Raw genomic sequence first — 19,259 nt, 5'->3', positions numbered from 1 at the left:
AGAAGGGTGTGGCTATTTTGAAAAAAGTCGATCATATCGGCATTGCAGTTAAAAATCTAGATGAAACAATCCCTTATTATACAGAAATATTAGGTTTAACAGTTTTGAAAATTGAAGAAGTGGCTTCCGAAATGGTTCGTGTAGCATTTATCGATGCAGGTAACGTCAAACTGGAGCTATTAGAGCCGATGTCTGAACAAAGTGCCATTCATACTTTTATTGAGAAAAAAGGGGAAGGCATTCACCATATTGCGTTCGGGGTAGAAGGTATAGAAGAACGGATGAATGAACTTCGTGAAAAAGGCGTTCGAATACTGAATGAACAGCCGAAGATTGGAGCAGGTGGTGCTCAAGTTGCATTCTTACATCCAAAATCTTCTTACGGTGTACTTTATGAATTGTGTGATAAAAGCGGGTTAAAGGGGTAAAATACATGGACATTTATGAGAAAATCAGTGATTTATATGATCGCAAGCGTGAAATCGAACTTGGTGGCGGAGACGATAGAATTGAAAAACAGCACGCAAAAGGAAAACTAACGGCACGTGAACGCATCGACCTATTGGTGGATCCGGGAACATTTGTTGAATTGAATCCATTCATTGAACACCGTACAGTCGACTTTGGCATGGCCAATCAAAAAGGGCCAGGTGACGGAGTCGTTACAGGTTACGGAAAAGTAAACGGTCGTGCCATTTATTTATTCTCACAAGACTTTACTGTATTTGGCGGGGCTCTTGGTGAAATGCATGCGATGAAAATTGCCAACGTTATGGACTTGGCAGCCAAAAATGGAGCACCTTTTATCGGGTTGAATGATTCTGGTGGTGCACGTATTCAAGAAGGTGTCGTATCTCTTGATGGTTATGGTCATATTTTCTATCGCAATGCCATATATTCCGGCGTCATCCCACAGATATCTGTCATTATGGGACCATGTGCTGGTGGAGCCGTCTACTCACCGGCAATTACTGATTTTGTGTTTATGGTTGATAATACTAGTCAAATGTTTATTACCGGTCCAAAAGTTATTGAAACCGTAACTGGAGAAAAAATATCTGCTGAGGACTTGGGCGGTTCAAAAGTACATAATGCCATTAGCGGGAATGCTCATTTCAGAGCTGATACTGAACAAGAAATACTTAAACAGGTTAGAGATTTGTTGAGTTTCTTGCCACAAAATAACGATGAAAAACCACCTCGTTTGGAAGCAGACCAAGCGGATGATTATCGACCTGATTTAACAGATATCATCCCGTTTGATGCCATTCGTCCTTATGACATTCGTAAGGTTATTGAACAAGTGGTGGATCAGGACTCGTTCATGGAAGTCCAAAAAGAGTTTGCACGTAATGTGGTAATTGGGCTGGCACGTATCAAAGGTGAAGTTGTAGGATTAGTATGTAACCAACCGAAAGTAATGGCTGGCGGTCTGGATATCAATTCTTCGGATAAAGCAGCAAGGTTTATCCGTTTCTGCGATTCATTCAATATCCCAATCATCACCTTTGAGGATGTAACCGGATTTTTCCCGGGAATTAAGCAAGAACATGGAGGAATCATTCGTCACGGAGCGAAAATTTTATATGCTTACTCAGAAGCGACGGTTCCGAAGATGACAGTCATTTTAAGAAAAGCATATGGCGGTGCATACGTGGCATTGAACTCTAAATCCATCGGTGCTGATCTTGTGTTCTCTTGGCCAAATGCGGAGATTGCAGTAATGGGTCCACAAGGGGCTGCGAACGTAATCTTTTCCCGGGAAATCGCGCAAAGCGACAATCCCGAACAAACGCGCGCGACAAAAATCGAGGAATATCGCGAAAAATTTGCAAATCCTTATGTAGCTGCAGCTCGAGGAATGGTGGATGATGTAATCGATCCACGCGATACACGTATTAAACTTATTCAGGCGCTGGATATGATGAGAAATAAAAAAGAAACTCGACCTGCCAAGAAACATGGCAATATTCCATTATAAAGGAGTTTTATTATGACAAACCAACGTTTAATTGATGAGTTTTTCGAACTCGTACAAATAGATTCTGAAACAAAACACGAGCAAATTATTGCCCCTATCTTAAAAAGCAAAATGGAAGAGCTTGGTTTCGAAGTCATTGAAGACGATTCGGCAGCACGCAGTGGCCATGGTGCTGGCAATTTAATTGCAACGTTAAAAGGAACTCTTTCAGATGTTGATACGATTTATTTCACAACACATATGGACACTGTAGTACCAGGAAAAGGCATCAAACCTGAGCTTCGCGAAGACGGCTATATATATTCAGATGGAACAACGATTTTAGGCGCGGACGATAAAGCAGGTATTGCGGCGTTATTCGACATGGTCAAACGTCTGAAAGAAGAATCCATTGAGCATGGGGACATTCAATTCATCATTACTGCTGGTGAAGAAAGTGGACTTGCAGGCGCAAAACAATTGGACGCTTCTTTGATTACCGCTAAATATGGATTTGCGGTCGATTCAGATGGAAAAGTTGGGGGAATCGTTACGGCGGCTCCTTATCAAGCAAAAATTCGGGCAAAAATTTTAGGCAAAACAGCTCATGCAGGTGTAGCACCGGAAAAAGGAATTTCTGCTATTAACATCGCCGCTAAATCAATCGCGAAAATGACATTAGGTCGAATCGACGAAGAAACAACAGCCAATATCGGACGATTCGAAGGTGGCAGTGCAACAAACATCGTATGTGATGAAGTGGATATTCTTGCTGAAGCACGTTCTATTGTGCCTGGTAAATTGGATACTCAAACAGCTCATATGAAAACAGTATTTGAAGAGACCGCTGCAGCAATGGGTGGAAAAGCAGAAATTGATGTTCAGTTAATGTATCCTGGCTTCCGTTTCGGTGAAGATGAACATGTGACACAAGTTGCCATTCAAGCAGTTAAAAATATTGGACGCACACCAAACCTTGGGACAAGTGGTGGCGGAAGTGATGCGAATATCATTGCTGGCTTCGGCATTCCAACAGTTAACTTATCTGTTGGATACGAAGAAATTCATACTAAAAATGAACGTATGCCAGTCGAAGAACTTGAGAAATTGTCTGATTTACTTGTGGAAATTGTTAAAGTTTCGGCTATTAAAGCTTAATGTACTGATAAAATCGAGATTTCAGGATAACCTGATGTCTCGATTTTTGTTATGATTAAATTCAGTACATGAAGAGGCGATGAAGATATGACGGAAATAAAACACAATAAATCTCGTATTATTTTTCATATCGATATGAATAGTTTTTATGCGTCAGTTGAACAATCGTATGATCCATCCTTAAAAGGAAAAGCGATTGCCATAGCCGGAAATCCGAAAGAACGACGAGGGATTTTGGTAACTTGTTCATATGAGGCCCGTGCCCGTGGGGTATATACAACGATGAGTGTTTGGGAAGCGAAAAGAAAATGTCCTGAACTGATTTTGTTGCCACCAAATTTTGAGCGTTATCGAATAGCATCACGTGCGATGTTTGATTTATTAAGAACGTACACGAAACAAGTAGAACCTGTTTCGATCGATGAAGGGTATATGGATGTCACAGAAATCGATAGCCCGATGACGGCACTTCAAATTGCTGCGGATATTCAAATGAGATTAATGCAAGAGCTGGATTTGCCTTGTTCGATTGGCATAGCTCCGAACAAGTTTTTAGCGAAAACAGCGTCGAACCTAAAAAAGCCAATGGGAATTACAGTCCTTCGAAAGAGGGATATAGATAAAGTTCTGTGGCCATTACCTGTGTTAGACATGCATGGGGTTGGAGAGAGCACGGGGAAAAAGTTGAACAGTATCGGTTTGAACACAATCGGCGACATTGCAAAGGCTGAAGATGGTTTATTGAAAGAAGCACTTGGGAAGAATGGCATCCGATTGAAAAATCGTGCAAATGGTCAGGATGACCGGATTGTTGACCCGGATTCCGTATATGACACGAAAAGTGTGGGCAACTCTACAACACTTCCTAGTGACGAAACCGATTTAATGGAGTTGCGAAAAGTGTTTCAAACATTGAGTGCAAAAGTAGCGAACCGTTTGGAAGCAAAGCGGCTTGCGGGTCCTACAGTTTCCATTCAAATTCGGGATGCAGATTGGAGAAATTCTTCTCGAAGCCAGTCGTTTCGCAATTTGGTTTATGAAAAAGATAAGATCTTTGAAGTGGCATGGTCATTGTTTACGAAAAATTGGGATGGTCAACCAATCCGACTGCTTGGCGTGACGGTTAGCAACGTAGTGGATCGTGTAGACTTTACCGAGCAATTGTCCATCTACAATTTTGAAGAACATGCAAAAGAAGAACCTATATTGAAACTAGTGGAAACGCTCCAATCAAAATTTGGCAAAGATATGATTACAAGAGGTCATACACAAGCTAGAAAACCGACGTATGAATCGAAGACGAGTTTCAGTAAAGACTTTTTAGACGATCACAAAGACAGGGAGAACAAGTGATATGGAATTACAATTTTTAGGCACAGGCGCTGGTATGCCTTCCAAACAACGAAATACAAGCGCACTCGTATTAAAATTGATGCAAGAAAGAGGAACGTTCTGGTTGTTTGATTGCGGTGAAGCGACCCAGCATCAAATGTTACACACAACCTTAAAGCCAAGAAAGCTCGAAAAAATTTTTATTACCCATTTGCATGGGGATCATATTTTCGGATTGCCAGGCTTACTGGGTTCTCGTTCTTTTATGGACGGGCAAGAACCATTGACCATTTATGGGCCGATTGGAATCGAAGAGTGGATTACAACGACACTTCGCATATCTCGTACCGTTTTGCAGTATAAAGTGAACTTTGTCGAAATTAAAGAAGGTATTATTTTTGAAGATGATCAATTTACTGTTGAAGCCAAACTGTTGCACCATGTCATTCCATGTTTTGGCTTTCGAGTCATTCAAAAACCATTGCCTCCGCAGTTATTAATCGAAAAAGCCGTTGAAATGGGAGTACCGAAAGGACCGTTGTTGGCAAAACTTAAAAATGGGCAGGATGTAGTTTTAGAAAATGGTCAAACCGTTTTAAGTCAGGATGTGACCGCAGGGCCAGTTAAAGGATTTTCTATAAGTATTCTTGGGGATACACGGTATTGCCAGGCATCGATCGAATTAAGCAGAGATGTCGATATCGTCATTCATGAAGCAACCTTTGATGCTGGTACCGAAGAACTGGCAAAACCATATGGCCATTCAACCATTACGCAGGCAGCACAAGTTGCGAAAGAGAGTGGAGCCAATCATCTTATTGTTCAACATATCAGTGCTAGATTTTTACCGAGCCAAGCTGAAGAACTCCGAAAACAAGGATTATCCATCTTTCCTTCCATCCATGTAGCGGAAGACTTTGCGGAATATGAATTGAAGCAAGATGAATTAAAACGAATCAAAAATAAATAAGCGTACCTGGAAGTAATCATTCAGGTACGCTTTTTTGCGATTATTTTTTCTTTCTTCGATATAAATCCATCGACTTATAGCCTTCCCCAAGCACGTTCTCCATTTCCAGTAAGCGTTTTTCCTGGGTTTCAACTCGTTTTGCACTATACACAAAACGTGCCCAATCTTTTTGGTAGCCGTATGTCAATTGGTTATAGGCATTCAGTAAATCTTCCTTGTTGCTTAAATACTCTTTAATATGGTCGACATACTCGATATAGTCATCGACACACTGGCTATTTTTTGTGCTGTCCGCTTTTTTCGGTTTCTTTGGGAATGATTTCAAACCGACAATCGTAAATGTTTCATCTAGACTGACCATGCGCGAAAATTTAATCTGACTGTTTCGCACATACCCATCTTCATCAAGTGATAAATCTTCATAAAATCGATCGCGTTCTATATATTCTTGATAGGTTGGATTGTTCTTTTTGGGATAAGCAAAATACAGATAGCCATTGTCTTCGATCAAATTCTTTTCAATGACTGTGTTTAATTGTTGTGTGAAATCTTCCATTGTAAAAGTAAAGATGCACACGAACTGGTAGCGAGCTTCCTTTATGTTCGTATCATAGTGTAATTCGTTAAAATCATGGACATTTTCCGGCTTGTTCAAGATTAATTTCGTAGAGTATTTATGTATGCCTAATTTTTCAATAACGCTTTTCGTAGAATTCATCTTAATCTCCTCTTGTCTCTCTTCATTTATATATTTAAAACACCTAAGGATTTCCATAATATACAAAAAACATATGATATTATAAATCTCTTTGTTATATTTAGAATAAACGAAATAGAAAAATTATTCTATATGGGGGATTAACTTTGAAAAATTTAATCGAATGCAGACAGATAGAGAAACGATTTAAAGGCGATGGAATTGAAACCTACGCATTAAAAAATGTGAACTTGACATTGAATGAAGGAGAATTTGTATCCGTCATTGGTCCATCAGGTTCAGGTAAATCAACATTATTAAGTATTGTTGGAACACTTGATATTCCATCTGCAGGAGAAATGCTTTATGAAAAACAACCCATCAGTCAAATGAACAACAAGAAACTGGCCGATTTCCGTTTTGAAAACATTGGATTTATCTTTCAACAGTTTCATCTTATTCCCACGTTGACCGCTCTTGAGAATATCATGGCTCCTTTGTTTGGAAGGAAGGTCAGCTACGATAAAAAACAACGTGCTGAGCAACTGCTTGACTTGGTAGGTCTTAAAGACAAATCAAATTCCTTACCTTCTCAATTATCTGGTGGACAGCAACAACGTGTGGCTATTGCGCGTGCTTTAGTTCATGAACCAAAATGGTTACTAGCCGATGAACCAACAGGAAATTTGGATACGGATACAGGCGAAATTATTTTCCAGTTACTTCTTTCCTTAAACAAAGAGAAAGGGTGTGGCGTTCTCTTTGTCACACATGATCCGTCGCTTGCGGAGCGCGCAAATCGCAAGGTGGAGATGAGAGACGGGGAAATTATTTCCGACACATTGGTAAAACAACATGCTTAAATTCATCTGGAATTCATGGTGGCGTAATAAAGAACGTTTTATTTTGCTATTAGTCGGTGTGTTGATTTTAAGTACAGGACTCAGTTATTTGATCGGCATCACACAAGCTAATAATGGGACTGTGGTTGATGAACTTCAAAAAAGGTGGCAATCGTCTTATCATCTAGTCGTCCGTCCACAAGGGAGTCGCAGTATCACTGAAGACTTGAACCTCTTGGAACCCAATTATTTAAGCGGTCTCGAAGGCGGTATTAGTCTCGAGCAATATGAAAAAATAAAAGAAATTGAAAATGTCTCCATTGCCGCACCAATCGCGATGATAGGATCAGATACAAATTATGTCGAGTTGGAAAATCCCAATATTACTGATCCCGGAATTTATCGTATAAACATGCTTGAGAAGACGAACACTGGCGCTCAAATCGAGACAACTGATGAAAGTCATTATGTGGCAGTAGGTGCGTGGCAACCAGCAGATGCAACAAGTTATGGAGTATCACCTGGGATGCACACATTGACATATGGAACGAATGTCATGATAGCTGGTATTGATCCTGAGGCTGAAGCGGCACTCGTTGGGATTGATCAGGCAATGATAACAGATGGTAATAGCCGATACTTTAATAGTACTGACAAGGTGAATGAAGAGGCAAACGACGGAATTACTGACACCCGCATACCCATAATCGTTAGTAATCAAGAATTCGTAGATGCAAGCCTTACTTATAAAATAGAAAAGCTAGATATTCAATTTAATCAAAACCAGCAACAAATTGTGGAAGACATTAAATCGAAAGGAGGAAAAACCTATTTAGAAACACTACCAGGAATGCCGATTAAGGAATATTCCTATTCCACAAATGAAGTCCATAAAAAATTACTAACTAAAATATTGAATCCTTCTTATGATGGAATTCTACGTCTACCTGATTTCTCCTGGATTGCTTTTAAACCATCAACAGTTAAATACAATCCTGTAACAAGTCCTTTTGGTGAGCGATGGCCGTATGCTTACGAAATAGAACCATTTACCCTTCCTGAAGATTCACCTTTTTTAATCAAACATATGTATCGACAATTTAACCCTTTCAGTGAAGATAGTTCAGAATGGCCAAGAGTACGGATGAATTATGTCGGGATATTTGATCCACAAAAACTCAAAATTTCAAAGGACCCACTAACTGAATTACCGATGGAAACTTATTTCCCAGCGAAAGCGCAATGGGTGATGGATTCTGACAATAAGCCTGTTAATCCACCGACAGACATGAAGCCAACGAATGATGAATATGGATTTTTGACGAAACCGCCATTAATGCTTACGACGCTTGAAGCGGCTGCGAAAATACTGGGAGATACTCCTATTTCGGCAATTCGAGTGAATGTTAAAGACGTGGAAACCATGAATGAAGATAGTGAAAAGTTGTTGCAGGAAGTAGCAGCCGAAATCGAGCAAAAGACAGGAATTAACAGATATAACACTTGGATCTTCTCCACAATTGGCATTAACCCATTTGCCAGGACTTGAAGGTGAGAAAGCGCTTGGATGGGTCCAGCAACCGTGGATAAAATTAGGTTCTTCAATCTCCATATTCCAAGAAACTAAGCTCGGTTTATCAGGAGTCATTGCGAGTGTCATCCTGGTTGCGATCGTCTATGTATTTTCCTCAAACCTTATCATGATGTATGCGCGCAAAAAGGAGTTTGCCGTCCTTTTAGCCTTGGGATGGAGACCGTCACAATTATCGAAAATGCTTTTTTTAGAATCCACTATTCTCGGACTAATTGTAGCATTCATCAGTTGGGGCATTCTCGGTTTATTTTTAGTGACCAATAGTATCGAAACATCGGGTATAAGAATCCTTTTGATTGGAGTTAGTGGCTTGTCCATTTACTTGTTGGGAGCTCTGATACCGGCGTGGTTGGTTCAAAAGATTCGACCATACGAGACGATGAAATCTGGAGAAATATCCAATATATATAAACGAATTGTAAAAGCTGAGTCGGTTTTTGGAATGAGTATAAATTATTTGTTTACACAGTGGAAAAGAAGCATCCTTTCTATCGTTGCAATCGCTGTTCCGACCAGTTTATTCATATTTTTCCTGTTCGTCACATTCCGATTAAAAGGAGTCTTGTATTCTACTTGGCTCGGTGAATTTGTCGCACTGGAAGTTGGAACGATGCACTACGTAGCAATGGGTGTTGCATTACTGATTGCCGTTTTGACTACTGCCGAAATCATGTGGCAAAACGTTGCAGAAAGACAACCACAAATCGCCGTTTTAAAAGCAGTGGGATGGCACAATAAACAAACGAGATTGCTTGTGTTATTTGAAGGATTAATTTGTGGAGTCATTGCAGGTATTGTCGGGTTAGGAATTGCCCTCTTTATTATCTTTACGATGTATGGACAATTCCCAACGAACGAAATGACATTCTTAGTCGGAACTTTAATTATTCCTGTTATTACAGGAATTGTTGGCGCCATATTACCAGCAGAAAAAGCCGTGGGAATTCAGCCCTACTTGGCGATAAGCGGAGGGCTTACGAACTCTAAAAAAACGGAAAAACATTTCAAGGTGGTCTTTAGTTTTTCAGGATCAGCTCTATTTGTCGGAGTGCTAATTCTACTTATGTTATCGATTCCAGATTTAGAAAAAAATTCGACTCATAAGGTTGCGACTCATAGTGACTCGAAAACTGAAGGGGAAATGATTGAAGTTTCAAAAAAGACAAATGAAAAAGTCGAGTTGCCTTTGGAAGAGGAAGAAAAACCAGTAGAGGAAAGTGATGCATTTGCCGAATTAAAATCAAATGCGTGGAAAGTTTTATCGTTAGGTGAAAATACAAATCCTGATGATAAACCATTCCGACCAACCTTAACTTTTGGAGAGTTAACAAAACCTTTACCAAACTTACATCCTGAAAATCCGGAAAATACTTTGTTATCCATTCCGGTCACGCTAAAAGAAGAAAGTGAAGACGAATTCTCGTATATCTTTAAGCCTCAGCTTTATAAATTGTTTGATGAAGACGGAAATAAGTATCTCGTAAAAGATGTAGAGACAATTAAAGGGGATAGTTGGAATAATCTTCGTGTTTTTATGCCTGGTGAAGTAAGTGTTGTCGTAACCTTTGAAGTGCCAAAAAGTCACGGCAAGCTGGTCTTGTTCATCGATACACTGGAGTATGCAGAAGGAACTGTAGTTGTCGATATACCTCCCGCAACAAATAGTGTAAGCCCAGGAAAAATCCAGCCTGGAGCAAGTGGAAACTACTACTTGGATGTCGTTTTAGATAAATCAGATATATTTCATATCAGTGCAGAAATAGATGTTGTAAATGAGTCACAGGATTCTTGGAAAGACATCGGTTTTTATTTCATTCCTAATGCATTTACGGAAAAATACAAACCAGAATTTCTACTTGATAAAGCTGATGTTTCTATTACATCGATTATATCGGATGGGAAAGACGTACCTTACGAATTAACGAATAGTAAACTTTTGTTGAAGCTAGGAACAAACCTTGTACCAAGTGAAACTAAAACAGTGAAAATTGACTATACATTAAAAATACCTGATAACGGTGTTCGTTTATCAAAAATCAATCAAAGCTTCTTTCTAGCGCAATGGTATCCAATGCTTGGGCATTATCAAGAAGAAGGCTGGAATATTAAGGACTTCGATGCTAAGGGTGAATCCTACCATACTAGCTACGGCAATTATGAAATAAAGTACAACCTTCCTGATCATTATCTGGTGGTTAGCTCCGGGGATGAAGGTAAAGTTGGTCCGTCCTCCTCAGGAGTGATTAAAGGAGAAAATATCAAAGATTTCTATTTGGCCCTTTTAAAGCCAGATCATTGGTCTAGTAAATCTACTAAAGTAAATGACACCACAATCAGACTGTTTGTGCCAGCGAATCAGTCCGACATAAAGGAAAAGATGTCTTTGGTTGCAAATGAAGCATTCAGCTATTTTGAAGAGAAATTGGGAGACAATCCGACAAAAGAATTGGATATTATCGCAAATAACGGTGGAATGGAATATCCAAATGTTGTGGAAGTCAATGATCAAGCAGATTACTTTGAAAACACACTGGTCCATGAAATCGCCCATCAATGGTTCTATTATATAGTTTCGAATGATCCATATAAGGATGCTTGGCTGGACGAAGGGATTACTACATTTGCAACATCGTTATTTTTGTCAAACAAGTATGGTGATGAGAACCTTGCATTCGAGTTGCCGACCAAGTTCTTTCAAAGTGTAACCCCGAGTGAAAAAGTCAATATTCCTTTGGATAGGTTTCAATCAGAGTACATTTCAACTGTTTATGGGAAAACGCCTCTTCTCTTAAGAGATTTCTTTAAGGAACACGGTGGGCAAGAGGAAGCAATTCGATTCTTATCTGCATACTTCAATGAATTTCAATTTAAATATGTCGATAGTCAAGCTTTTGCAGCATTCTTCAATGACTACTTTGAAGAAGATTTCAGTGAATTTTTGGAAGGATGGTTGGAGCTTGAGTGATAAACATGAAAATCATGAGGTAGAAACAGAATTCAAACAGCCTAAGAAACAACAAAAAATCCCTACAATTGAATTCGCAGATGCCGTTAACCGATCAATGGTCGGTGATTTAGGAGCATTAGCTAAAGGCGGTTGTATGTCAACGATTTTGACGGTGCTTCTAGGCATAGTCGTCATATTTCTTTTGTCTAAATGTTCTCTATGACAAAACAATTACTCTATATTAATGGAACTTATTTCTTTGTAAATTCCTTATTTACAGTAAACCGATTGAAGGAGAAAGTTATGAAATTTATACTTAAACGTTTTTACATTATTTCATTAATAATGTTCGTACTGGTTGGCTGCAGCAATGTAGTTTCGCCTACATTAACTAGAGTGTATTTCGAAATCACTAATCCCGATGACAAGTCAGAAGGAACCTGGATGATTCTTGATGAACAAAGTTTAATTGATATTGATCAAGCATTCAAAGAAATTAAATGGGAACCGAACAAAATGCCATCTATGTCTCGTGAGGAAGATGTTCAAGTTACACTGTGGTGGGAAACTGATAAAAATATGCCCGAACGCTTATATGAATATAAAATTTGGTTTAATGCGGATAATACAGCAACAATCAACGGTGGGAGCGAGAAAGAAGGCCTTGGTCATTTAACGCAAGAAGAAACTCAACTACTGAAAGAGTTTTTATTAAATACTACTGATAGGATCCAAGCACCATAAATCAATCATCAATATCACTAAAGGGGGAGTATGGATTTGAAACTAGGATTAAAAAAAGATGAGGTTTTATTAGTACCACATACATCTGAATGGGATGCAGAATTTATCAAGATAAAACAGCAGATACAAAAGCATACTCAAATCGAAAATAATCGGATTGAACATATTGGCAGCACATCTATTAAAGGGATCATGGCAAAACCAATTGTGGATATTGTGGTTGGTCTTGATGAAATAAACCAAATTGAAAAACCAGTTACGGATGGTTTTAAAAAAGCTGGTTTTTTAAGGTTACGGATAGAACGTCTTGGAGAAGTAGTATTTGCAAAATTTACAGATGACACTTCTGAGGAGAAAACGCATTTCATTCATTTGGTTGAATACGAAAAAGAACTCTGGAAGAATTTGATTTTCTTCAGAGACTATTTAAACTCGCATGAAACAATTAGAAAAGAATATGAGCAACTCAAATTGGATTACGTTAAGAAATCTGATAAAGGCATTCTGGCGTACACAGATCATAAGGAAGAATTCGTGAAAGGAATATATGCGAAGAGACTAAATGGATGAGATAGGAGTCAGAGAGAATGAGTAGAATAAAAATCATCACCTTACTACTATTACTGTCTCTACTAATCATTTCTCTAGTATTCAATCCAAACAAACATGATTATTTAATTTTTAGTGAAGAAACGATTGGCTTAGAGATTCCAGAAGATGTAGTCGTAGAAAGAATAAACTTTTATCTTTTTTCAACTTATTCAGTGCAGGCATTGCCTTATGAACACGGAATCGTTCACCTAGGGTTCATGGGGAGCTTCTTTCAGATTTCTAAGGGACAGTATGATTACCCGAGTTGGCTGGAATTTTTCAATTAGAATGCGGTATTCAATTTACTTTCTGTAGTGAAATAAAAATAGAATTATTTCTTATCAGCTTCATAAACATGAATGTCTCCCTACTGAGTAGGGTAAATCGGAAGAAGTACATCCGAACAACAAAAATACCAACTAAATAAACATATCGCGTTTTTCATAAAAAACTCATCGGAGGCTCATCTGATCATGGTGAAATTGGCTTTTTTTGTATTGATTGTTTTTGCTTTAAATATGGGAGTTAAGCTTTTCTTAAGGAAGATGCTTAACATTGAAAAAGAAAAAAAGCCATTTTTTTCATATAACTACATTAATGATTTGCATAAAAAGATAGATTGGGGAATCAGAATTACCTCTGTTATTACCATTATGGTAACTAATATCATGGTACTGATTGAAAATTATTCAATTAACCTTTTACTAATACCGCTTATTATCATTGGACTAGATTATCCAGTGAGAGCTTTTTTTGAGAGGAATTATTCACAGAATCCCAAACAAGCTATTCTAACTCTTACTGAAGGTATCTTAATGTTAATTGCCATCGCCATTCTATTTAAAGCGAATTTTTTTATTACACCATAAAACTACCTTCTACCCAAGTCATATAATTAATATTCAATTTGAGTTTTATCATTTGGACGGGAAAATTTGTAAAAAAGATATAGTGCTATTCGTTGTTGTTGGAATTAAGGTTATTAATCCGAAAAAACGAATTAGAAAATTTATCTTGTTGAACTGGTGCTTTAGTTTAGTATTGGAGGTTAAGAATGATCAAAATTCGTTATGTAGCTATCGTTGTATATATGGCATATAACAGTAGATGATTTACTTAAAATTGCTAACTCAATGTTTTTGTAAATTGAAGGCATTAATCCGAGAGGGATTAATGTCTATTTTTGTTGAACTTATTTGAGTAACGGAGGAGGTTAAATGAGAAATCTAGATTACTATGAACGTCAATTAATAGGGGGAATTGAGGCGAAAAAATAGATTTTCAAATATCTGATGATGTATTAGTTTTTAGGATTGAAAATAGGAGCCTTATTCAAAAGGGCTTTGCATCAATAAGGATTAAAGACCTAATCTTCTTCAACTAACGCAACAGTTGAAGTATGAATTGGAACTTTTAGGATAAAGAAACGTATTAGTAAAGGGTTCGAACTTTCCTATTACTTAAGGGGGATGTATTTGAAAACATTTTTAAAAGTGTTAATGGCATTTTAATCGTGATTAGTTTATTAGCATTCATACCACCATATTTGTTAAAAACGAATGTAGAAGATTTTAAAGTTGAAGATAGACAGCTTGTGTCAGATGCACTCTCCATCACTAATTTAACCTTAGATAATGCTGTTGAAAGGTTAATTATTATCTCTTACGGTGTTTCTCTTAATGAACAAGATGAACCTCCAGTTACTGCTGAAGTAGTTGCTTATACTTTTTTTGGTATTCCGTATGCTGTTATAGAGGCTAATGAAAAAGGGGCTAGTGTAAAAACGAGGTTTGGGTTTAAACAGTAATTCTTCAACGAATTGGTGTTTAGTTAAAGATCATAGGGTTGCTTAAGTAACTATTTTTCTTCTTTGAACTAATAGGACAATTTAGTTCACATTATGCATCTAATTTTTCAAGGGGGTGTTATTGTGAAAAATAAAATCACAATAAGTTTATTATTATTGATTTTTTTATTCATTACTGGCTGTTCTGATTATCAAGAGGACTTTACTTTCACTGGAACAGTAGAGGAAATCCTTGTTAAAGAAGAAATGTTAGTTATTAAAGAATATGACGGGTTAGATGAAGGCAGAAAAGACGGAAATATTTACGAAATACCTGTAGATAATGTAGAGAGATATAAAATTGGGCAGAAACTTAAAGTAACTGTCTTTTCTAATGCTGATGCTGACGTTTGGGATTTGGACCGTATGAAGTTTGAGATAAAAACAGTCGAAGATGCGTTTAAATAAATTTAAGTAGATTGGAGTGCGGTCTTTTGATTGTCAGAAAAATAGTTTCTGCTTTTACTGCTAGTGCAATTATGCTTATTATTTATTCAGTATTTGAAGAAATTGCGGTGAGTCTCTTTTTAGGGATGTACCTACTACCAATTGTTTTAATATATGGAACAACATCCTCTATTTTTTCTGACTTAATTACTAAAAGATTAAGAGGTTTTTATCGAATGTTTATGGCGTTCATTATTCATGTATTTATTGGCGCATTATTAGTATTATTTCCAATGCAACTGTGGGCACATGAAGGATATATACTTATTTTAGATGTAGATAGTTTATTGAATAACTTCTTCTTTGTTAGTGCAGTTTTGTCTGCTTTCATTTTTTGGTTCATTGATGAATTAATTAGAAGTGATAAATGTAGAAAAATACAGAGTAAATTTAGGGGAGTTCTAAATAAGATTGGTGACATAAGAATATAACATCTCGATTTATATACCTTTTCTTCAACAAACGAGTGCTTTAGATAAAGAAAAGACAAATTTATTCTCATTTTAATCGTTAACAAGTTAAAAGGATTGGACCCAAATTAAGAGGGTACAATCCTTTTCCATTTGTTTATTAATGAGATACCAAATCTTTCGAATCTAGTTTCTATATAGATAGATATAAGCATACAAAAAATTGAAACCAATCAGTCCCATTCCCTTGTGGAGGATCCAACAATCCCAACTTTACCTGAATACAAAGAGTGGATAAATGAAAAAAATTAATAATTCCCTATTAAACGGGTGCTTAGTTGAAGGACATGCTGCCATTCTTATGGAACAGAAAGCGCGAAAACTACCTCATTTGGGGGTTATTTTAACGGCTATTTCCATTTGCTCAGACATATCATTAGAAAAACACAATAGGAGTTGTCTGCGTGAAGTTAGGGAAGTTTAGTGTATTCGGAGTTGGATTACTTTTAATTGTTGTAGCATTATTTATTTACACTCAGGTCTTTGTAAAAGAAGAAAAAGCTTCTTCTCAAATGTCCCAAAAGGCAAGTGAAGTCTTACTAAAAGAAGTAGATGACTTTCAAGAACTCCTTGAAAAAAAGGGAGGGTTTTATGATCAAGTGAATGAAGAAATGAAAAAAGAAAAATACAACTATTCTATTGCTGGGATGATATATTCTCAAGATGATATTAGACTTAACATTATAATGCCAAATAACGCGGTGGTTACTCCACAAGAAAAAGAAAAAGTTAACAAGATTATTAAAGAAGCGATAATAAAAAACAATTTGAACCCTAAGGCATTTAAAATAGAAATAACTCAAGGGGACTGATGATCATCTCCGTATAGATAATACTGTTTTCAACCACGAGTGCTACCGTTCTAGTTGCCTAATAGATAGTCGATTAGCTCAATAACAATTAAAATTGTTATTCTGTTATTTGAACTGTTAATTATGTGTGCAATTAGGAAGTAAAGTAGATGCAAAACTTGATCTAACAATAATAAAGGGCATCCAATTGTTCTATGATAATTGGGTGCCTTTTTTGGTTTTTAATTAAGGAAAATGATTTAATACTGAAAGGCTTAGACTTTAATCCAGTGTTTTTGTATTTATTAAAGTTAGACAGATTACAATTAATAATTTAAAACATCTTGGAAAGTAAAACCAAATTAACAGATGTTTTCCATATTCGTAAAGGTTATAATTAAGTTAATTATTCAGAAAACTTTATTGAGGATAGGGTTTACCATGATTGAACTTAAATACTCTAAGGACGTTGAGGCTGTTTCTACGTTCATTGCTAACATGAATAAGATTACCCTACATCATGTTGGATATTGTGGAATAAATGAAGAAGAGATTTTACATACATTGTTGAATGATTTCTCAGATTTCCCCTTGGAAGAGTCATTAGTGGTAGCCTACGAAAATGACAAAATGATTGGCGTTCTTGGTTTTGATATCGATGGGAATACAAGGAATGCTGAAATTTGGGGACCTTTTGTCAACCATGATGAATGGCAGCAAGTCTCCATTATGATGTGGGATAAATTAGTAAAACAACTTCCATTGTCCCTTAATAAAGCACTTGGTTTTTATCAGTCACATAATACCAATTGTATTTCTTTTATGAAATGGCTAGGGGCTACAAATAAAGGTGAGCATTCGATTCTGACAATCACTCGTTCACATCTTCAACGATCTAATGAAGCAAATTGTGATGTAGCAGAAATGACACCCAACGAATACAATTCTTTCAAATTGTTGCATGAGGAAGCATTTAAGCATGCTTATTTCACAGCTAAAGAAATAATCAAGAAAATCAATAGCGAACATAAAGTATTTGTTGCATGTTCAGATGGGAAATTGCTTGGTTATGTATTTTGTGAAGCGAATCCGAACTTTTCAGAAGGGGATATTCATTTCTTTTCCGTTACTCCTCATGCAAGAAACAGAGGAATAGGGAGACAATTGTAAAACGAAAGTCTGAAATTCTTATTCTCCTTTCATGAAATAAATGAAATAACTTTATGTGTTAAACGGAGTAATGAAGCAGCCATTTCCATTTACAAAAAGGTGGGTTTTGAAGAACAACATCAACTAGTTACATATGAACTCACCATTTAGATAATGTTCGAATAAAGGAGTTTTTTTCGTTGGAAATCAAAATTGAAACGGATAGGTTAATTATTCGCCCATATCAAAATGAAGATTATGAGAATTGGTACGCGGAATATGACAACAGGCGTCCATCCCAATATAAATATGACGATGGACGCCCTTCAGATATGCCGTCTTCCACTTTTGACTGGTTTTGCGACTGGATTGAAGGATTTAATAAAGCAGCAATTAATGATGAAATGTACCAGTACGGAGTCTTTCGTAAAGAAGATGGAGTGAATGTAGGCAAAGTTGAATTATGCAAGATCTTAAGGCTAGATTATCAATGGGCTATGATGGGGTACTCCCTTCATAATCAATACTGGCATATTGGCTATGGTTCCGAAAGTGTATCTGCCACCAAGGAATGGGTGTTTAAGAACTTAGGTTTTCATCGAATTGAATTGCATATTAATACGGACAATTTACATTCCATTCGTCTAGCAGAAAAAACCGGTTTTCAATTGGAATGTACGAGAGAAAAATTTGCATTTGAAAATGGTGAATGGACAGATTTTCTTATTTAATATCAACATAATGCTTGAAATGAAGGGAAGGGGTCACATTGGGATGGTTTTTTGGTGCTATGTTCACAATGCTTTTCGGCTTGGGAGTGTACATTGACTGGAGAAGAAAGAAGATTAATAATCACCCATTTAGATCAACACATCCACATGCGAAGCCAGGGGATGATACGAATTACCGGATGGGAGATAACAACAATCATTCGGGTGGAGGAATGGATTGATAGCTTTAGAATTTTAGGGAGGTAGTGCATGTATGGGGTGGTTATTGATCGTCGTTGTTGCATATTTACCGATTTTTTATCGCATTCATAGACGACTTCATGTATTGGAGCAAGAAGTAGAAAGATTGAGTCAAGAAAAGACTATTTCATTGACAAAATAATTTTTATCAAAGAAGACCGTCTTGAAGAAGGAGAATTGATGATGGCAGGAAATATACTTTACATTCCATACACCATTTTCATTGTTCTTTCGATTATTGTACTTACAATAATTCTTTATTGGATTAAAGGGAGTACTCCAACTAAAAAAATTCTTTCAATCGTTTTACCGTTGTTCCTTTTAATCCAATTCTACTTTTGGAATTTGGGTTTCAATAATTTGATAAAGAGCTACTTATTTACTAATGATACTTATCAATGTGAATTTAGTGAGGCGCTACAAAGTTTTTCTGTGCGTCTACCAGAAAGGACATTCATTAAATTCCAAGAAGACGGTTGCTCCAATTTTTACACAACCTATATAGATGTTCAGAAATTCAGGTCTTTTTATATGCAAGAATTACAAAGGTTAAAAAATAATGGAGCTGTTGAAAGTTATCATTACTTCGAAGTGCAAGATAATGGAACTTTGAAATATGGATATGCAATTGAACTTTCTTCTCCCATGACGAATTTAGATATTTTTTTCTATTCAGTGGATGACCATGGAACATTGTTCATTCAAAATCATTAAGCATAATGAGTGCAGAAGGAAACAACAGAGCATTAA

Annotated in this window: 23 protein-coding genes; 22 read left to right on the top strand and 1 reads right to left on the bottom strand. The window is 36.8% G+C overall.

The window, feature by feature from the left end; all coding sequences use genetic code 11:
* Positions 1-17 precede the first annotated feature (17 nt).
* The 5 genes from mce to rnz all read left to right on the top strand — a co-directional run bounded on the left by mce (position 18) and on the right by rnz (position 5,420).
* On the top strand, positions 18-428 hold the full coding sequence (gene mce / locus ACQKEV_RS08980; RefSeq protein ID WP_427445821.1) for a methylmalonyl-CoA epimerase: 411 nt from the start codon (positions 18-20) through the stop codon (positions 426-428).
* Positions 429-433: 5 nt separating this feature from the next.
* Positions 434-1,981 (top strand): acyl-CoA carboxylase subunit beta, encoded by a 1,548-nt coding sequence (locus tag ACQKEV_RS08975; RefSeq protein ID WP_427445823.1) that lies wholly within the window; start codon positions 434-436, stop codon positions 1,979-1,981.
* 12 nt (positions 1,982-1,993) lie between these two features.
* Positions 1,994-3,118 (top strand): M20/M25/M40 family metallo-hydrolase, encoded by a 1,125-nt coding sequence (locus tag ACQKEV_RS08970; RefSeq protein WP_427445824.1) that lies wholly within the window; start codon positions 1,994-1,996, stop codon positions 3,116-3,118.
* Positions 3,119-3,205: 87 nt separating this feature from the next.
* Complete coding sequence (locus ACQKEV_RS08965; protein WP_427445825.1) at positions 3,206-4,471, top strand: DNA polymerase IV; 1,266 nt, start codon at positions 3,206-3,208, stop codon at positions 4,469-4,471.
* Position 4,472: 1 nt separating this feature from the next.
* Positions 4,473-5,420, top strand: a complete 948-nt coding sequence (rnz, locus tag ACQKEV_RS08960) for a ribonuclease Z (protein ID WP_427445827.1) — start codon at positions 4,473-4,475, stop codon at positions 5,418-5,420.
* Between the two features lie 40 nt (positions 5,421-5,460).
* On the opposite strand, the gene ACQKEV_RS08955 is transcribed toward rnz, so the two are convergent.
* On the bottom strand, positions 5,461-6,195 hold the full coding sequence (locus tag ACQKEV_RS08955) for a YdeI/OmpD-associated family protein (protein WP_427445828.1): 735 nt from the start codon (positions 6,193-6,195) through the stop codon (positions 5,461-5,463).
* Positions 6,196-6,284: 89 nt separating this feature from the next.
* On the opposite strand from ACQKEV_RS08955, the gene ACQKEV_RS08950 reads away from it, so the two are divergent.
* The 17 genes from ACQKEV_RS08950 to ACQKEV_RS08870 all read left to right on the top strand — a co-directional run bounded on the left by ACQKEV_RS08950 (position 6,285) and on the right by ACQKEV_RS08870 (position 19,223).
* Positions 6,285-6,980 (top strand): ABC transporter ATP-binding protein, encoded by a 696-nt coding sequence (locus ACQKEV_RS08950; protein WP_427445830.1) that lies wholly within the window; start codon positions 6,285-6,287, stop codon positions 6,978-6,980.
* The gene (locus tag ACQKEV_RS08945; RefSeq protein WP_427445831.1) at positions 6,973-8,508 is read left to right on the top strand and encodes a hypothetical protein; all 1,536 of its coding nucleotides are present in this window, start codon (positions 6,973-6,975) and stop codon (positions 8,506-8,508) included. Before ACQKEV_RS08950 ends, ACQKEV_RS08945 begins: the two co-directional genes overlap by 8 nt.
* Complete coding sequence (locus ACQKEV_RS08940; RefSeq protein WP_427445833.1) at positions 8,480-11,518, top strand: FtsX-like permease family protein; 3,039 nt, start codon at positions 8,480-8,482, stop codon at positions 11,516-11,518. The genes ACQKEV_RS08945 and ACQKEV_RS08940 overlap by 29 nt, the downstream gene beginning before the upstream one ends.
* Positions 11,511-11,723, top strand: a complete 213-nt coding sequence (locus tag ACQKEV_RS08935) for a hypothetical protein (protein ID WP_427445834.1) — start codon at positions 11,511-11,513, stop codon at positions 11,721-11,723. Before ACQKEV_RS08940 ends, ACQKEV_RS08935 begins: the two co-directional genes overlap by 8 nt.
* Before the next feature lie 80 nt (positions 11,724-11,803).
* Positions 11,804-12,244 (top strand): hypothetical protein, encoded by a 441-nt coding sequence (locus ACQKEV_RS08930; protein ID WP_427457842.1) that lies wholly within the window; start codon positions 11,804-11,806, stop codon positions 12,242-12,244.
* Positions 12,245-12,280: 36 nt separating this feature from the next.
* On the top strand, positions 12,281-12,814 hold the full coding sequence (locus tag ACQKEV_RS08925) for a GrpB family protein (protein WP_427445836.1): 534 nt from the start codon (positions 12,281-12,283) through the stop codon (positions 12,812-12,814).
* 17 nt (positions 12,815-12,831) lie between these two features.
* Positions 12,832-13,122 carry a hypothetical protein gene (locus ACQKEV_RS08920; protein ID WP_427445838.1) on the top strand — a complete coding sequence of 97 codons (291 nt, stop codon included), beginning with the start codon at positions 12,832-12,834 and terminating at the stop codon, positions 13,120-13,122.
* 186 nt (positions 13,123-13,308) lie between these two features.
* Positions 13,309-13,704: a DUF4181 domain-containing protein gene (locus ACQKEV_RS08915; RefSeq protein ID WP_427445839.1), complete on the top strand. Its 396-nt coding sequence runs from the start codon at positions 13,309-13,311 to the stop codon at positions 13,702-13,704.
* 644 nt (positions 13,705-14,348) lie between these two features.
* Positions 14,349-14,642 (top strand): hypothetical protein, encoded by a 294-nt coding sequence (locus ACQKEV_RS08910; protein ID WP_427445840.1) that lies wholly within the window; start codon positions 14,349-14,351, stop codon positions 14,640-14,642.
* A gap of 123 nt (positions 14,643-14,765) precedes the next feature.
* Positions 14,766-15,089, top strand: coding sequence for a hypothetical protein (locus ACQKEV_RS08905; protein WP_427445841.1), 324 nt, complete (start codon positions 14,766-14,768; stop codon positions 15,087-15,089).
* Between the two features lie 26 nt (positions 15,090-15,115).
* Positions 15,116-15,559, top strand: coding sequence for a hypothetical protein (locus tag ACQKEV_RS08900; RefSeq protein WP_427445843.1), 444 nt, complete (start codon positions 15,116-15,118; stop codon positions 15,557-15,559).
* 443 nt (positions 15,560-16,002) lie between these two features.
* On the top strand, positions 16,003-16,410 hold the full coding sequence (locus ACQKEV_RS08895) for a hypothetical protein (protein ID WP_427445844.1): 408 nt from the start codon (positions 16,003-16,005) through the stop codon (positions 16,408-16,410).
* Positions 16,411-16,830: 420 nt separating this feature from the next.
* Positions 16,831-17,559, top strand: coding sequence for a GNAT family N-acetyltransferase (locus ACQKEV_RS08890; RefSeq protein ID WP_427445845.1), 729 nt, complete (start codon positions 16,831-16,833; stop codon positions 17,557-17,559).
* A gap of 179 nt (positions 17,560-17,738) precedes the next feature.
* A complete protein-coding gene (locus ACQKEV_RS08885; RefSeq protein WP_427445847.1) occupies positions 17,739-18,269 on the top strand; it encodes a GNAT family N-acetyltransferase in 531 nt (176 codons plus the stop codon).
* Between the two features lie 38 nt (positions 18,270-18,307).
* Entirely contained in the window at positions 18,308-18,490 is a 183-nt protein-coding gene (locus ACQKEV_RS08880) for a hypothetical protein (protein WP_427457839.1), read from the top strand.
* A gap of 32 nt (positions 18,491-18,522) precedes the next feature.
* Positions 18,523-18,651: a hypothetical protein gene (locus tag ACQKEV_RS08875; RefSeq protein ID WP_427445849.1), complete on the top strand. Its 129-nt coding sequence runs from the start codon at positions 18,523-18,525 to the stop codon at positions 18,649-18,651.
* A gap of 41 nt (positions 18,652-18,692) precedes the next feature.
* Positions 18,693-19,223: a hypothetical protein gene (locus ACQKEV_RS08870; RefSeq protein ID WP_427457836.1), complete on the top strand. Its 531-nt coding sequence runs from the start codon at positions 18,693-18,695 to the stop codon at positions 19,221-19,223.
* Positions 19,224-19,259: the final 36 nt, after the last annotated feature.

Origin of the sequence: Paenisporosarcina sp. NPDC076907 (assembly GCF_050269735.1) — a bacterium.
GTDB lineage: Bacteria > Bacillota > Bacilli > Bacillales_A > Planococcaceae > Paenisporosarcina.
The sequence above is the reverse complement of the archived record's forward strand: the minus strand, read 5'-3'. Positions and strand labels throughout refer to the sequence as shown.

Excerpts from the sequence above, each read along its gene's own strand:
- ACQKEV_RS08870 (WP_427457836.1), top strand. The coding sequence starts at position 18,693 with ATGGCAGGAAATATACTTTACATTCCATACACCATTTTCATTGTTCTT.
- ACQKEV_RS08920 (WP_427445838.1), top strand. The coding sequence starts at position 12,832 with ATGAGTAGAATAAAAATCATCACCTTACTACTATTACTGTCTCTACTA.
- ACQKEV_RS08970 (WP_427445824.1), top strand. The coding sequence starts at position 1,994 with ATGACAAACCAACGTTTAATTGATGAGTTTTTCGAACTCGTACAAATA.
- ACQKEV_RS08975 (WP_427445823.1), top strand. The coding sequence starts at position 434 with ATGGACATTTATGAGAAAATCAGTGATTTATATGATCGCAAGCGTGAA.
- rnz (WP_427445827.1), top strand. The coding sequence starts at position 4,473 with ATGGAATTACAATTTTTAGGCACAGGCGCTGGTATGCCTTCCAAACAA.
- ACQKEV_RS08965 (WP_427445825.1), top strand. The coding sequence starts at position 3,206 with ATGACGGAAATAAAACACAATAAATCTCGTATTATTTTTCATATCGAT.
- ACQKEV_RS08955 (WP_427445828.1), bottom strand. The coding sequence starts at position 6,195 with ATGGAAATCCTTAGGTGTTTTAAATATATAAATGAAGAGAGACAAGAG.
- ACQKEV_RS08875 (WP_427445849.1), top strand. The coding sequence starts at position 18,523 with ATGGGGTGGTTATTGATCGTCGTTGTTGCATATTTACCGATTTTTTAT.
- ACQKEV_RS08930 (WP_427457842.1), top strand. The coding sequence starts at position 11,804 with ATGAAATTTATACTTAAACGTTTTTACATTATTTCATTAATAATGTTC.
- ACQKEV_RS08915 (WP_427445839.1), top strand. The coding sequence starts at position 13,309 with ATGGTGAAATTGGCTTTTTTTGTATTGATTGTTTTTGCTTTAAATATG.
- ACQKEV_RS08945 (WP_427445831.1), top strand. The coding sequence starts at position 6,973 with ATGCTTAAATTCATCTGGAATTCATGGTGGCGTAATAAAGAACGTTTT.
- ACQKEV_RS08890 (WP_427445845.1), top strand. The coding sequence starts at position 16,831 with ATGATTGAACTTAAATACTCTAAGGACGTTGAGGCTGTTTCTACGTTC.